We start from the raw sequence: 13,196 nt of genomic DNA on the forward strand, positions 1-13,196 counted from the left end.
GTCCCCGGCCGCGTACGTGGCGAAGCCGGTGGTCCGGCGGGGGAGGCCGCCGGACCACCGAGGGGTCAGAGGCCGGCCGGCAGCCGGCTCTCGGTCAGGAACGTCCGCAGGCTCCTGTCCAGGGAGCGGGCGAAGCCCTGGGCGAGTTCCGAGGACCCGCGTACGGGCACCGGCAGGTGCACATCGAAGGCGAAGCCCATCAGCCGCGCCATCGCACGCCACACCCGGGCTTCGGGCCACGGCCCGACGGCCGCGTGATGGACCGCCAGCAGATGGGCCGCCAGCTCGTCGCCCGCCCCGGCGGCGAAACGCCACCAGTACAGCGCGCCCTCCCACTTGTCGAGGCTGTAGAGCAGGCAGGCGAATGTCCGGGCGCCCACCGGGTCGTAATCCGCGGCGAACGCGCCGAGCGCATCGACGTCATCGCTGCGCAGCACGATCTGGCACAGCCGCCGGACCTCGACCAGGACGGCCGCGGGAGCGACCGCCGGGTCGAGGAGAGGGGTGGGCCGGCGCCGGCGGCGGCCGGGGAGCACCGCCGGGCGGACGGGGACGGGACGGCCGCCGCCGGCCGCCGCGCGGGTGACACGCCCGGGGGGCCGGCACCCCTTGTCGGCGATGGCCTCGGCGAGGCGCCGGGTGAAGGCGGACACGTCGTGGTCGGCGTACTCGTCGCGGATCTTCTCGGCTTGGAGCCGGAGCGCGTTTTCGAGCATCACTCGTCCCTTCCGGAACGTTTCGTCATGATCTCTTTGAGGCGTTGCAGACCGATGCTCACGCTGACCTTCGCCGAGCCGGGAGTGGTCCCCAGCCGTTCGGCGATCTGCCCGTACGACAGTCCCGCCAGGTAGTAGAGGCGCACGGAATTGGCCTGGAGAGGAGCCCGGGACTCCAGCTCGTCCAGCGCGAGGTCGAGCGGTTCGTGGTCACCCAGTTCCTTGAGGTACGAGCTGTCCGGCCGGTCCGGAGGCTCGGCGAAGGCCTGGACGCGCGCGTCGCGGATCTGGCGGCGGTAGAAGTCGCCGATCACGCCGTGGAGGATCCGGTAGGCCATCGCCGTCGGATTCACATGGGCCAGGATCCGCTCCCACTTCGCGTACATACGGCGGCCGGCTTCGAGGACGGCGTCCTCCGCGTCGCGCCGGTCCCGGAGCTTGAAGCACGCGAGGGCGAGGAACGATTTCTGCTCGCGCTGGAAGAACGCTTCGAAGTCCAGCGGGAGGTCGGCGGTGGGCCGGGCCGCGGGGAAGTGCTCGTTCACCGGCCCTCCCCGCAGCGCGGGCCCGATTGCGGCCGCGGCACCGCCGGGCCGCCGGGGACGTGGTGGGTGCCGTGCTCCGGACGGGGAGTGAGGCGTGCGCCGGATTGTGGTTCCGGCGCGGCACCTCCGCACACGTGCCGGTGCACCGCGGCCTGCGAGGCGGTGTGGGTCACACGCCGGACAAGGGCGTCGAGTCCTGCGGCGGTCAACCGGCAGGCGCCGAAGACGGCCAGCGCGTGCCAGGGCCATGAGTGCCCCAAAGGCTCCACGAGCCCTCCCTTCAAGAGAGTTGCTGCCCACCCGCCCTGTGGCGGGTGGGGCGGAACGTGCGTTCCTGCCCCTCTCACCGATGGGGGACCCCCTCAGGGTTAACCGCGACGCACAGATAATCAGCCGAACGTGATCGATCAACTGCGTACAGTGCTGCGACCTGCGCTTTTCTTGGGGAGAGTGATGGATGACACATTGACTTTATGTTTAATGACCAGTAACTAGCGTTCGAAAACGGCGAGTTCACGCTCGCGAAAACGGGCGGGGTGGCCGTGGGTGCCGCCGTCGAGACCGAAGTGACGGGCGTGGACGGGAGTAAACGGCGGCGTTTCGGGAAGACGTAGGGCGGTCAGTGTGAAGCCCGGTCCGGGATGAGCCGCGCTTGTCGACCTGACTGTTGTTCATCAGGACAACCACGGGGGAGAACAGTGTCCGACATCAATGCGTTAGTCGGTCAGATCGTGCCCGCGGTCGGCGCGGCAGTGGGCGCCTATGGCGTCAGCGTGCTGCACCGGGCCGAGGACCAGGCAGCCGACGCGACGGTACGGCTGGGCCAGCGGCTGCTGGACCGGATCCTGCGCCGCACCCCGGACCGCGCGCCGATCGAGGCGGCGGTCACCGACCTGGCGGCAACAGCCGGAGATCCGGACGCGCTGGCGGCACTGCGCCTTCGGCTCAGGGGCGTGCTGGCCGAAAGCCCGTCGCTGGCCGCGGAGCTGGCGGCCTTGCTTCCCGCACCGCCGGCGGCACAGGCCGACGGTGCCCGGAGCGTGGCGGTGAGCGGGAGCGTTCCCGGGATCGTGTCGACCGGGGACGCCGCGATCAACATCCAGCGCCGGTGAGCGGCGAGTCCGGGCCGGCCGACCGGTCCGCGGCCCCGGTGTCCCAGGATCCGGCCCGCGCCGACGACCGGCGCTCGGTCGTGGTCCACGGCGATGTCCGCGGCAATGTGAGCACGGGTGACTACACCCTCAACGTCGTCTACGTCGACGGCAAGTTCGTCGAGACCGAGAGCGTGCTGGAACTGCCGCTGCGTGAGCCCCCTCCCCTGCGGGCTCCCGCCCGGGCCGACCTGTTCGGCCGCGACGAGATCGTGGAACGGACCGTCAGGCAGCTGACCGGGGGCACCAGCGTCCAGCTCTACGGGGCTGCCGACGTCGGGAAGAAGGCGATCGCCGAGGAGGTGCACCGGAAGCTGGCGGCGCAGGGACGGCGCGGTCACGTGCTGGCGCCCCGGGCCGGGGAGACCGGCACCCTGGAAAGCCTCTATCAGCGGCTGACCGAGGCGTTCTTCGGCAAGACCTTCCTGCGCGGGGTCGACGAGACCATGCTGCACGAGGCCGTCGCCCACGTCTCCGACGTCCACCTCACCGTCTTCGACTGCGCACTGAGCCGGGAGGACGTGGCCCGGGTGATGCAGACCTTCTCCGGCTGCACGTTCCTCTTCACGTCCCCGTACCCGACCCTGCCGGACACGGCGGCGGCGCACCATGTCCAGCCCCTGGCCCGCGCCGCCGCGATCAAGCTGCTCAGCTCCGAACTCGGGCTGACGCCGGGCCCGGTCGGCCTGCAGAACCTGCAGTTCGACCATGCCTACCGGATGGCCGAGGGCAAACCCCAGCGCCTGCGCCAGTACGCCGAGTTCATCAAGGGCTCCGACCAATGGCGTGCCAGGGCGGCGGCCAGGGAGCCCCATGACCAGCCCCCGCCGGTCGATCCGGGCCTGCTGAGCCCGCGGCAGCAGGCCGAGGCCCTGGCCGTCGCCCTGAGCGAACCGGCCCGCAACGCGCTGGTCGCGCTGGCGACCTTCGGCGTGCCGCTGACCGATGCCTGGTTCGCACCGGTCACCGGAGACCCGCGGGCCGCGGAGGCCGGGCCGGAACTCCACGACCGCCGTCTGGTCACCTACAGCGGCGGCACCTACCGGATCACCGAGGACGCCTTCGCCGCGGTCCGCCACCAGAACTGGGCCCCCACCGCCGCGGCGACCGCCGCTGAAGGCCTGACGGCGGGGCTCACGGCGAAGACCGCGCCGCCGGGACCGGACCCGTATCTGCTGCTGACCGTCGCACGCGCCCTGAACGACGCACAGCAGTGGGTACTGCTCTCCCGCCTCGTCAGGGTCGCCGCGCCGGCCGCGCTGACGGCCGGCCGCGGGCAGATCGCGCTGCAGCTCTACATGCTGGGCAAGGTCGCCGCGACGCACGGCGGAATGAGCAAGGACCTCAGGTACTTCGTCAGCACCGAGGAGCAGATCCGCAATCTGCTGAAGGGCGACAAACTCGCCGTGGCCGCAGCCCTGGCGCTCCTCACCGCGCCGGTCGCCCCGACGGCGAAGATCGGCAGCCTGTTCAGCTACCTGGCAAAACTCGCCTCCGCCAACACTGCCGCCACGGCGGGAACCGCCGCCGTGGCGGTCGCGGCCGCCGCCACCGTCGTGGTGGTGACGAACGCGAACGAGGCGCCCGCAGGCTGCGCCGAGGCCAAACAGATCATCGTTCCCACCCAGCGGCCGACGGACCTGCGCACGACGAAAGCCTTCGTCGACCAGTCCAGACGGGTGGCGGCCGGCCTGCGTGCCGCGGCCGGAAAGGCGACCGACGCCAAGGTGAAGTCCGCCCTCCAGACCCGGGCGGACGAGCGGAACAGCGTGGCCGACGCCAAGGAGCGCGAGGGGGACGATGCCCGTATGCACCCCGATGTCGTGGCCGCGCTCGTGGCGAGCAAGGCGCTGCAGGAGGAGATCAAGGACACCCAGGAGATCTCCCCGGTCTGCTCCAACGTGCTGGAGTGACACGGGGCTCCCGCGCTCCGACGCGTCGGCCGCGGGGCGGGGCGTCGGAGCCCGGGTCGGGGCGTGCCCCGCCGGTGGTCAGTCCGTCAGCAGCCGGTCACGCAGCCGTTCGCGGGTGGCGGGCGTCAGCTTGAGACCGTCGGTGAGGTACTTCTCCGTCGAGCCCCAGGTCTGCTCGATGGCGTCGTAGGCGGCCGCGAGGTAGTCGGTGTGCGCCCCGAACAGCGGCGCCAGCAGCTCCATGACCTCCTGCGACATCCCGACCGCGGAGTTGTCGGAGCGGCGGATCTTGTAGCGCCGGTGGGGGTCGTTGGACTTGAGGTAGTCCGCCTCGATGGCGTCCCGCTCCACGCCGACCGCGAGCAGGGTCACGGCAACGGACAGGCCCGCGCGGTCCTTGCCCGCCGCACAGTGCATCAGCGCCGGGACGCTGTCCTCGGCCAGCGCGTTCAGCACCCTGCTGTGGTCCTCGGTACGGGTGGTGATGATGTGGCGGTAGGTCTTGGCCATACGGGCCGCGGCCTTGCCGTCGCCGAGCGCGGAACGCAGCTGGTCCAGCTCACCGTCGCGCACCATCGCCCAGAACTCCGCGCCGTCGGCCGGGTCGGTGAGCGGGATGTTCACATTGCGCACGCCGGGCAGCGTGACATCGGGGCCTTCCAGCTTGATGTCCGAGGCGTTGCGGAAGTCGAAGATGGTGTGCAGCCCGAGGCCGGCCAAAAATGCGGCATCCGCCTCGGTCGCATGGGCGAGGTGCCCGCTGCGGAACAGCCTCCCCTCCCGTACGCGACGCCCGTCCACGGTCGGCAGACCGCCCACATCGCGGAAGTTGCGGACCTCCGTGAGCTCGGGCTGGGCCTGTGGGACCTGCGGCGTCTGCTGCGTCACGCGCGCTCCTCGGGTTCGTTCGCCGACGCCGCTCGTCGGCGAGGCGGGCACTTCCGACGATACGACATTGATGCAATAGGCAATCGGGCCGACATGGGCGACACGAACGCGCCGCGTTGTGCAGGGCAGGGCACGGCCGATCTTTATTCCAACTTGACAAGAATTTGACTCGGTGGCATTAATCACCCCTCGTCAACCCCTGGTTACGGTGGCGTAGGTCACTTCTGGAGGTGAAGTATGTCCTGACGTGGCAGACGATTCGAAGTACTTCAGCAACGGCGCCCCTGGCGCCATCGGGTCGTACGCAGCCGTCGGGGACAGCTTTACAGAGGGGGTCGGGGATCCCGGCCCTGACGGGGCGTACATCGGTTGGGCGGACCGCCTGGCGGTCCTTCTCTCGGATCAGCAGGCCGAAGGTGACTTCCGCTATGCGAACCTCGCGGTCAGGGGCCGGCTCCTGGACCAGATCGTCGAGGAGCAGGTGCCCCGGGCGAAGGAGCTCGCCCCCGCCCTGGTGACGTTCTGCGCCGGCGGCAATGACATCCTGCGGCCCGGTTCGGATCCGGACGCGGTCGCCGAGCGCTACGAGGCGGCGGTCGCCGATCTGCGGCAGGAGGTCGGCACGGTCCTGCTCTGCACCGGCTTCGACACCCGCGGCATCCCCGTCCTCAAGCATCTGCGCGGCAAGATCGCCACGTACACGGCGCATGTCCGGGCCATCGCGGACCGGCACGACTGCCCGGTCCTGGACCTGTGGTCGCTGAAGTCGGTGCAGGACCGGCGGGCGTGGAGCGATGACCGGCTGCATCTGTCCGCGGACGGCCACACCCGGGTGGCGCTGCGCGCGGGGCAGGTGCTCGGGCTGCGGGTGCCGGCCGATCCGGACCAGCCGTGGCCGCCGGAGGCGGAGCGGTCGGCCGCCGAGGCGCGGCGGGACAACATTCACTGGGCGCGGGAGCATCTGGTCCCGTGGATCGGGCGCCGGCTGCGCGGTGAGTCGTCCGGTGACCATGTCGAGCCCAAGCGGCCGGATCTGCTGCCGCTCTAGGGATCCCGTCCAGAGGGCTCTCACCTCTGGACGGCCGGGGCGTCAGCGGCCCAAGGCGTGCCAAAGGCCCCGTTTCCGCCGATGCGGAGCGGGGCCTCAGTGGGCGAGCGAGGAGTACGGCAGGTCCGCCCAGACGACCCGGCCCCGACCGCTGTCGGCGGGCCGCGATCCCCAGCTGTCGGAGAGTGCGCCGACGAGGAACAGTCCTCGTCCGCACTCCTTGTCCACGCTGCCGGGCTGGACGTGCGGCGCCGAATCCTCCGGGCCGCCCTGGTCCGTGATCTCTATGCGTATGTGCGCCCCGAAGAGGGCGAGTTCGCAGCCGACCTTCTCGCTGTCGGTGTGCCGCACCGCGTTGGTGAACAGCTCGGAAACCACCAACTCCACGTCGTCGCGGACGTGTTGGGCCGCGCCCCACTCGTGCAGCAGCGCACTGACGCGTCTGCGCGCCTCGGGAACGGACGTGCGTCGCGCCGGCAAGTGGAACGCGTCCTGCGGGTACTGGGCGACAAAGCCGCCACAGCGCCCTAACGAGGGAGCGTTGTTGGAGGAAGCCACTCCGTAACTATGTGCGATGCCGGTCACCGATGGCAAGGATCACTCTGCAATTTGCAGAATCGTAAGGTGCAGTCTGTTCGTGCTGTTGACGGCATGACACACTGCTGACCACTGAAGTCAGTTGGAGGCGATCGGACGTGGCGGACCCACGGTCGGCAGGTGCACCGACCGTCCTGCGGGTGGTGCTCGGCAAGCGACTGCAGGACCTGCGCGAGAAGGCGGGGATCTCCTTCGAACGGGCCGCCGCGGCCCTCGACGTGACCCACGCCACCATACGGCGCATGGAGAAGGCCGAGGTCGGCCTCAAGCTCCCCTACGTCGAGAAGCTGCTGGCGACCTACGGTGTCACCGACGAGGACGAGATCGAGGGCTTTCTCTCCCTCGCGCGCGAGGCCAACAAGCCCGGCTGGTGGCACCGTTTCCGGGACGTCCTTCCCGAGTGGTTCAGCGCGTTCGTCAGCCTGGAGAGTGAAGCCAACCTCATCCGGGCCTACCAACCGCACTACGTCCCCGGCCTGTTGCAGACCGAGGACTACGCCGCCGCCGTCCTGCGGGCCGGCATGCCGCACGCCTCCGCGGCGGACATCGACCGCATCGTCGCGCTGCGCATGGAGCGCCAGTCGCTGCTGACCCGTGAGGGCGCACCGATGCTGTGGGTGGTCATGGACGAGACCGTGCTGCGGCGGCCGATCGGCGGGGCCCAGGTGATGCGCGACCAGATCACCCGGCTGATGGAGGCCACCGCACTGCCGAACGTCCGGCTACAGGTCATGCCCTTCGCCGCGGGCCCGCACCCCGCCATGTACGGCCCCTTCCACATTTTCCGCTTCCCGATTCCGGAACTCCCGGACATCGCCTACGCGGAAAGCCTCGTCGGAGCCGTGTACTTCGACCAGCGCAACGACGTCTCGCAGTTCCTGGAGGCCCTGGACCGGATGTGTGCGCAGGCCGCGCCGGCACACACCACCGAGGCCATTCTGGGTGGCTTTCGCAAGGAGATCTGAACCATGGATCGCATACGCATCTACAACGGCATGCCCGCCAAGGAACTGGGCACTGAGGGCTGGCACAAGCCGTGGAGCGGCGGAAACGGCGGCGAGTGCGTCGAGGCCATGCGGCTGGGCGACGGCCGGATCGCGCTGCGCCAGTCGACCGACCCGGACGGGCCGGCGCTGATCTACACCCACCACGAAATGGTGAGTTTCATCGAGGGCGCGAAGGCCGGCCACGCCGACTTCCTGCTCTCGGCGGCGCCGGGCCGGCGCACCGAGCGGAGGACGGCATGAGCGAGCAGGACCTGCCCCCGGGCGCGCCGGAGGGTACGTTCCATGAGATCGGACCGTACGTCCAGGGGCCGGAGCCCTCGGGCTTCGCGGCCGAGGAGATCGACACCAGCCGGCCGCATCCGGCCCGGATGTACGACTACTACCTCGGCGGCTGGGACAACTACGAGGTCGACCGGGTGGCCGCGGAGCGCGTCATCGAGGTCCATCCCCAGGTCGGGCTCAGCGCCCGCGCCAACCGCGCCTTCATGCGGCGGGCGGTGCGCGACCTGGTCGCCGGCGGCATCCGCCAGATCATCGATATCGGCACCGGCATCCCCACCTCCCCCAACACCCACGAGGTGGCCCGGGAGACCGCGCCCGACACCCGGGTCGTCTACGTCGACAACGATCCGATCGTCGCCACCCACGCCGGCGCCCGGCTCACCAACACCGAACGCACCGGATTCGTGCTCGGCGACGTCCGCGACCCCAAGGCGCTGCTCGACCACCCCACCGTCCGGGAACTGATCGACTTCGACCGGCCGGTGGCGCTGCTGCTGGTCGCCGTACTCCACTTCGTCCGGGACGACGAGGACCCTGCCGGCCTCATCGCCGCCCTTGCCGAGGCGCTGCCGGCCGGCAGCCACCTCGTCCTGTCGCATGCGACCGGTGAGCCTTACGAGGCCTATGAGGCGGGCCGCATCAACGAGCAGGCACGCGACGGCGTGGTGAACGTCTACAAGAGCGCCACCGCTCCTCTCAACCTGCGGTCGAAGACCGAGATCGAGCCGCTCTTCGGGCCGTTCGCCCTGCTGGAGCCGGGAGTGGTGCGGGTGCCGCTGTGGCGCCCGGACGGCCCGGTGCCCGGTGCGCTGGAACTCAACAACACCATTTTCTACGGCGGGGTGGGCCGCAAGGGCTGACCGGCCGGGCCCGCGGGCCCGGCCGGCGGTTCCCGCCCGGCGCGCTACGCGTCCGCGGGGGAGACCCGGGCGTCCGGCGGGCCCGCGAGCCGCTGCCCGCCGCCGGGCGGTGCGGCGGCGGTGGCCGGCGCCGCCGAGGTGAGGGGCGGCGCCGTGGTGCTGAGGGCCGGGCGCAGGTCCTCCGGTCCGGCGAGGCGGGTGTGGGTGCCCGGCGAGGTGCAGGCGTACGCCCCGGCGACCGCCCCCAGGCGCGCGCACTCGTCGAGGTCCCGGCCCGCCAGCCGGCCGTAGAGAAACCCGCAGGTGAAGGCGTCGCCCGCGCCATTGCTGTCCACAACAGGGCCGGGCGGTACCGCGGGCGGGACCAGGCGTGGGGTGCGGTCGTCGGCGGTGAGGAGGTAGGCGCCGCCCGCCCCGGCCATCGCGATCACCGCCTCGGCCCGTCCCTCGTGCAGGATCTCCCGCATGACGGAGCCGATCCGTTCCCCTGCCCCCGCCGTACTGAGGAACACCAGGTCCGAGCGGAGCGCGAACTCGCGGTGATGGTCCGTCAGCCCGTCCCAGTCGTGCAGATCCGTGGAGACGGGGATGCCCAGAGCCTCGATGTCGTCGTAGAGGAACCGGGCGAAGTGCATGATCGACAGATGGACGTGCCGGGCCCGGCGCAGCGGCGGGAGGTAGTGCTCGGGCGGCATCCGCAGGTCGAGCGGGTCGCGGCCGTCGTAGAACGACATCCGGCGGCCGTCGGAGGCCACCAGGTTGACCGCCCGCCGGGTGCCGTGCGGCGAGAGCAGCGGCCGGAAGTCGACGCCGGTACCGGCCAGCCGCTCACGGACCAGGCTGCCCGCATGGTCGTCGCCGAGGAAATCCACGAATCCCGTGGTGAGCCCGAGTGCCGCGCAGCCGAGCGCGACGCCGGTGCCGGTGTGTCCCGCCCCTTCGTGAAGAGGGGGGACCGCATAGGAGTCGGCGAGCGGTACGGGCAGCGCGGCGACCGACACGTTGGTGTCCACGCCCGACCCGCCGACGACGAGTACGTCGTATGCGTCATACGGCTCAGAAACCTGCTGGAATGTCACAAGCGTCCCTGAATCCCTTGCTGGTGAGGCGAATCCCTTGCTGGTGGAACCGTTTGCGGACGAGGTGCGTCCGCTGCCGGGAGTCTAGACGCACACTCGGCTCATCACGGGATGGCAGGGACTCCGGTGACACGAGGGAGAAAAGGGGCCGCAAGAAGCCGCGCCGGTGATCAGTGGCCGGCGTGGAACGGGCGGGAGCGAGAGGGAGTGGCGAACATGGCGGATATGACGGAGAACTCCCGGGGCGGGCGCACCGCGATCGTGATCGGTGGTGGGCTGGCCGGGATGCTGGCCGTCACCGCCCTGGTCGGACAGGCCGACGCGATCACCGTCGTCGAGCGCGACCGCTACCCGGCGGGGCGGGCCTTCCGCAAGGGCGTCCCGCAGGCCCGCCATCTGCACATCCTCCTCAGCGGTGGTCAGCGCGCGCTGGAGGAGCTGCTGCCCGGGACGGTCACCGCGCTCAGCGAGGCGGGCGCGCGCAGCCTGTATCTGCCGCGCGATCTGCTCACCCGTACCCCCACGGGCTGGCAGCGCCGCTTCGACGAGCGCCGGCATCTCACGCTGAGCGTCACCCGTCCGGTGCTGGACTCGGTGGTCCGGGAGCGGGCACTGCGGGCCGCGGCGGGCTCGGCCACCCGGGTGAGGGTCCTGGAGGCGACCGAGGCCATCGGTCTGACCGGGGACGCCGGCCGGGTGACCGGCGTACGTGTCCGGTCACGGGACGGTGAGCCGGGCGCGCGGTCCGAGCGGGAGCTGCCGGCCGGTCTCGTGGTGGACGCCTCGGGCCGTGGCTCGCGCACCCCCCAGTGGTTCGCCGGACTGGGCCGGGCCGCGCCGCAGGAGGAGACCGTGGACGCGGGGCTGGCCTATGCCACCCGGATGTACCGCCCCAAGGACCCGGCCACCGCGCCCGACGCGGGCGTCAATGTGCCCGGCTGGCCCCAGTGCCCGCGCGGCGCCGCGTACGTGCCGGTCGAGGACGGCAACTGGCTGCTGACGCTGTCCGGGGTACGGGGGCACCACCCGCCGACGGACGCGGCGGAGTTCACCGCCTTCACCGCCACCATCGGCGACCCCTACGTCCATGAACTGCTCGCCCGGGCCGAACCGCTCTCGTCGGTCCACGGCTTCCGCGATACCTGCAACCGCCGCCGCCACTACGAGCGGCCCGGCGCCCTCCCCGAGGGGTTCCTCGTCCTCGGGGACGCCGGCTGCACCTTTAATCCCGTCTACGGCCAGGGCATGTCGGTCGCCGCACTCGGCGCGCTGGCCGTGCGCACCACGTTCGCCGAGGGCGGCGGTCTGCGCCCGGGGCTCGCCGCGGAGGCGCAGCGGGCGGTGGCCCGCGCCGCGGAACCCGCCTGGCTCGCCACGGTCGGCTCGGACCGCCCGTACGCGAGCCCCGACGGCACCGAGGCGGGGCCCGGGGAGCGGCTGACCACGTGGTACCTCGACCGGCTCTCCGCCCGTGCCGCGATCGACCCGGTCGTCGGGGCGGCCTTCCGGGACGTCTTCTGCCTCACCGCGCCGCCCACCCGCCTGGTCGCCCCACGGGTCTTCCTGCGCACGGTCTTCCTGCCCCGCCGCCCCGGGCTCCCCGGCCCGCCCGCGGTCGTGGAAAGGGTGTGAGGGCGGCCTGCCCGGCCCCGCTCCCCTGGACGCGTCCGAGTTGCCGGGCCGGCCCGTATCTGCGGTGGTGCCCGGCAAAGGTCACACCGTTACTCCGGAATGTCACGGCCGGTCGCGCCGTTGCAGTCTGCGGGTGATGGTGTGGAGAGTCCGGGTGTCGTGGTGCGGAAACCGTACGGCGGCGCCGTGTGGCGCGGCGTACCGGAACCCGCCGTCCACGCGGCCCGTTCACTTCGCGACTACCCCGACCATGGAGGTGCCGTGACCGGTTCCAGACCCCGTCGCTCCCGACTCTCCGCGCTGCGGCCGGCGGCGTTCGGCGCCGTGCCCACCGGGGAGCGGCTGGCCAGGCTGCGCAGGTCGCCCCAGTTCGTGGACGGCCAGTTCCGCAATCCCGTGGAGACCAGGCAGCTGCTCCACGGCTCCGCGCTGCCGATGGCACGTACCCAGTTGAGCCGGGAGGGACGGCGGCGCCGGGCGCCGCTCGGCCGGATCCCGGTCTACCGCCCGACCGCCGCGGACGGGACGGAGCCGCCCGCCTCCGGGCTGCGGCTCACCTGGATGGGTCATTCGAGCGTGCTGGCCGAAATAGACGGTCAGCGGGTGCTCTTCGACCCCGTCTGGAGCGAGCGCTGCTCACCGTTCACCTGGGCGGGCCCCAAGCGGATGCACCCGGTCCCCATCGGGCTGGACGAGCTGGAGCCGGTCGATGTCGTGGTGATCTCCCATGACCACTACGACCATCTCGACATGCCGACGGTCCAGAGCCTGACCGGCACCGGAGCGGCCTTCGTCGTCCCGCTCGGCGTCGGCGCCGACCTGGAATTCTGGGGTGTGCCCGCGGAGCGGATCACCGAGCTCGACTGGCACGAGTCCGCACGGGTGGGCGGGCTGACCCTCACCGCCACCCCCGCACAGCACTTCTGCGGCCGCGGCCTGCGCGGCCCGCAGCACACCCTGTGGGCCTCCTGGGTGGTCGCGGGACCCGGCCACCGGATCTTCCACAGCGGCGACACCGGCTACTTCCCCGGCTTCGCGGAGATCGGCGCGGCATATGGCCCGTTCGACGCGACGATGATCCAGATCGGCGCCTACAGCGACTTCTGGCCGGACATCCACATGGACCCCGAGCAAGGGGTGCAGTCCCACCTCGACCTGCAGCGACAAGAGCCCGGCGGCGTGCTGCTGCCGATCCACTGGGGCACGTTCAACCTCGCACCGCACCCGTGGGCCGAGCCCGCCGAGTGGACCCTGACCGCCGCCCAGAAGGCCGGGGTCACCAGTGCCCATCCCCGGCCCGGAGAGCCGTTCGAGCCCACCGATCCTCCGGCCGTCTATCCGTGGTGGCGGGCGATCGCCGTGCCCCCCGTCCAAGGGTGGCCCACCTGGCCGGCGGCGGTTTCCCCCACCGACGTGGATCTCGTCGCGGACCGCTGAGGCGGCAGCGGAGTGCCGCACCGTGGGACCGGCCTGCCGAG

General features: G+C 71.5%; 13 protein-coding genes. 8 read left to right on the forward strand and 5 right to left on the reverse strand.

Going from position 1 to position 13,196, the window contains the following annotated elements; all coding sequences use genetic code 11:
- Positions 1-65: 65 nt before the first annotated feature.
- Both ABZ851_RS17915 and ABZ851_RS17920 read right to left on the reverse strand, forming a co-directional pair.
- Positions 66-716 (reverse strand): hypothetical protein, encoded by a 651-nt coding sequence (locus tag ABZ851_RS17915; protein WP_361128160.1) that lies wholly within the window; start codon positions 714-716, stop codon positions 66-68.
- Complete coding sequence (locus ABZ851_RS17920; protein WP_361128163.1) at positions 716-1,261, reverse strand: RNA polymerase sigma factor; 546 nt, start codon at positions 1,259-1,261, stop codon at positions 716-718. The genes ABZ851_RS17915 and ABZ851_RS17920 overlap by 1 nt, the downstream gene beginning before the upstream one ends.
- Positions 1,262-1,959: 698 nt before the next feature.
- Between ABZ851_RS17920 and ABZ851_RS17925 the strand changes: the two genes are divergently transcribed.
- Positions 1,960-2,373 (forward strand): hypothetical protein, encoded by a 414-nt coding sequence (locus ABZ851_RS17925; protein WP_361128166.1) that lies wholly within the window; start codon positions 1,960-1,962, stop codon positions 2,371-2,373.
- The gene (locus ABZ851_RS17930) at positions 2,370-4,325 is read left to right on the forward strand and encodes a hypothetical protein (RefSeq protein ID WP_361128169.1); all 1,956 of its coding nucleotides are present in this window, start codon (positions 2,370-2,372) and stop codon (positions 4,323-4,325) included. Before ABZ851_RS17925 ends, ABZ851_RS17930 begins: the two co-directional genes overlap by 4 nt.
- 78 nt (positions 4,326-4,403) lie before the next feature.
- On the opposite strand, the gene ABZ851_RS17935 is transcribed toward ABZ851_RS17930, so the two are convergent.
- Positions 4,404-5,213, reverse strand: coding sequence for a tyrosine-protein phosphatase (locus ABZ851_RS17935; protein ID WP_361128171.1), 810 nt, complete (start codon positions 5,211-5,213; stop codon positions 4,404-4,406).
- A gap of 247 nt (positions 5,214-5,460) precedes the next feature.
- Between ABZ851_RS17935 and ABZ851_RS17940 the strand changes: the two genes are divergently transcribed.
- Positions 5,461-6,261, forward strand: a complete 801-nt coding sequence (locus tag ABZ851_RS17940) for an SGNH/GDSL hydrolase family protein (protein WP_336051669.1) — start codon at positions 5,461-5,463, stop codon at positions 6,259-6,261.
- A gap of 96 nt (positions 6,262-6,357) precedes the next feature.
- Here the strand turns inward: ABZ851_RS17940 and ABZ851_RS17945 are convergent, their stop codons facing one another.
- Complete coding sequence (locus ABZ851_RS17945) at positions 6,358-6,819, reverse strand: ATP-binding protein (protein ID WP_336051668.1); 462 nt, start codon at positions 6,817-6,819, stop codon at positions 6,358-6,360.
- 137 nt (positions 6,820-6,956) lie between these two features.
- Between ABZ851_RS17945 and ABZ851_RS17950 the strand changes: the two genes are divergently transcribed.
- The 3 genes from ABZ851_RS17950 to ABZ851_RS17960 are packed head-to-tail and all read left to right on the forward strand — an operon-like array spanning position 6,957 to position 9,007.
- Positions 6,957-7,823 carry a helix-turn-helix transcriptional regulator gene (locus tag ABZ851_RS17950; RefSeq protein WP_088801072.1) on the forward strand — a complete coding sequence of 289 codons (867 nt, stop codon included), beginning with the start codon at positions 6,957-6,959 and terminating at the stop codon, positions 7,821-7,823.
- Between the two features lie 3 nt (positions 7,824-7,826).
- A complete protein-coding gene (locus ABZ851_RS17955; protein ID WP_088801073.1) occupies positions 7,827-8,105 on the forward strand; it encodes a DUF397 domain-containing protein in 279 nt (92 codons plus the stop codon).
- Positions 8,102-9,007 carry an SAM-dependent methyltransferase gene (locus ABZ851_RS17960; protein ID WP_361128177.1) on the forward strand — a complete coding sequence of 302 codons (906 nt, stop codon included), beginning with the start codon at positions 8,102-8,104 and terminating at the stop codon, positions 9,005-9,007. The genes ABZ851_RS17955 and ABZ851_RS17960 overlap by 4 nt, the downstream gene beginning before the upstream one ends.
- A 44-nt stretch (positions 9,008-9,051) precedes the next feature.
- Here the strand turns inward: ABZ851_RS17960 and ABZ851_RS17965 are convergent, their stop codons facing one another.
- Positions 9,052-10,086, reverse strand: a complete 1,035-nt coding sequence (locus ABZ851_RS17965) for a PfkB family carbohydrate kinase (RefSeq protein WP_361128180.1) — start codon at positions 10,084-10,086, stop codon at positions 9,052-9,054.
- Positions 10,087-10,311: 225 nt separating this feature from the next.
- Between ABZ851_RS17965 and ABZ851_RS17970 the strand changes: the two genes are divergently transcribed.
- Both ABZ851_RS17970 and ABZ851_RS17975 read left to right on the forward strand, forming a co-directional pair.
- Entirely contained in the window at positions 10,312-11,718 is a 1,407-nt protein-coding gene (locus ABZ851_RS17970) for a hydroxylase (RefSeq protein WP_361128265.1), read from the forward strand.
- A 261-nt stretch (positions 11,719-11,979) separates the two neighbouring features.
- A complete protein-coding gene (locus ABZ851_RS17975) occupies positions 11,980-13,155 on the forward strand; it encodes an MBL fold metallo-hydrolase (RefSeq protein ID WP_361128183.1) in 1,176 nt (391 codons plus the stop codon).
- Positions 13,156-13,196 lie beyond the last annotated feature (41 nt).

Origin of the sequence: Streptomyces sp. NPDC047049 (assembly GCF_040643995.1) — a bacterium.
Taxonomy (GTDB): domain Bacteria; phylum Actinomycetota; class Actinomycetes; order Streptomycetales; family Streptomycetaceae; genus Streptomyces; species Streptomyces mooreae.

Coding starts and splice junctions, on each gene's coding strand:
- ABZ851_RS17915 (WP_361128160.1), bottom strand. CDS start 716: ATGCTCGAAAACGCGCTCCGGCTCCAAGCCGAGAAGATCCGCGACGAG.
- ABZ851_RS17955 (WP_088801073.1), top strand. CDS start 7,827: ATGGATCGCATACGCATCTACAACGGCATGCCCGCCAAGGAACTGGGC.
- ABZ851_RS17960 (WP_361128177.1), top strand. CDS start 8,102: ATGAGCGAGCAGGACCTGCCCCCGGGCGCGCCGGAGGGTACGTTCCAT.
- ABZ851_RS17970 (WP_361128265.1), top strand. CDS start 10,312: ATGACGGAGAACTCCCGGGGCGGGCGCACCGCGATCGTGATCGGTGGT.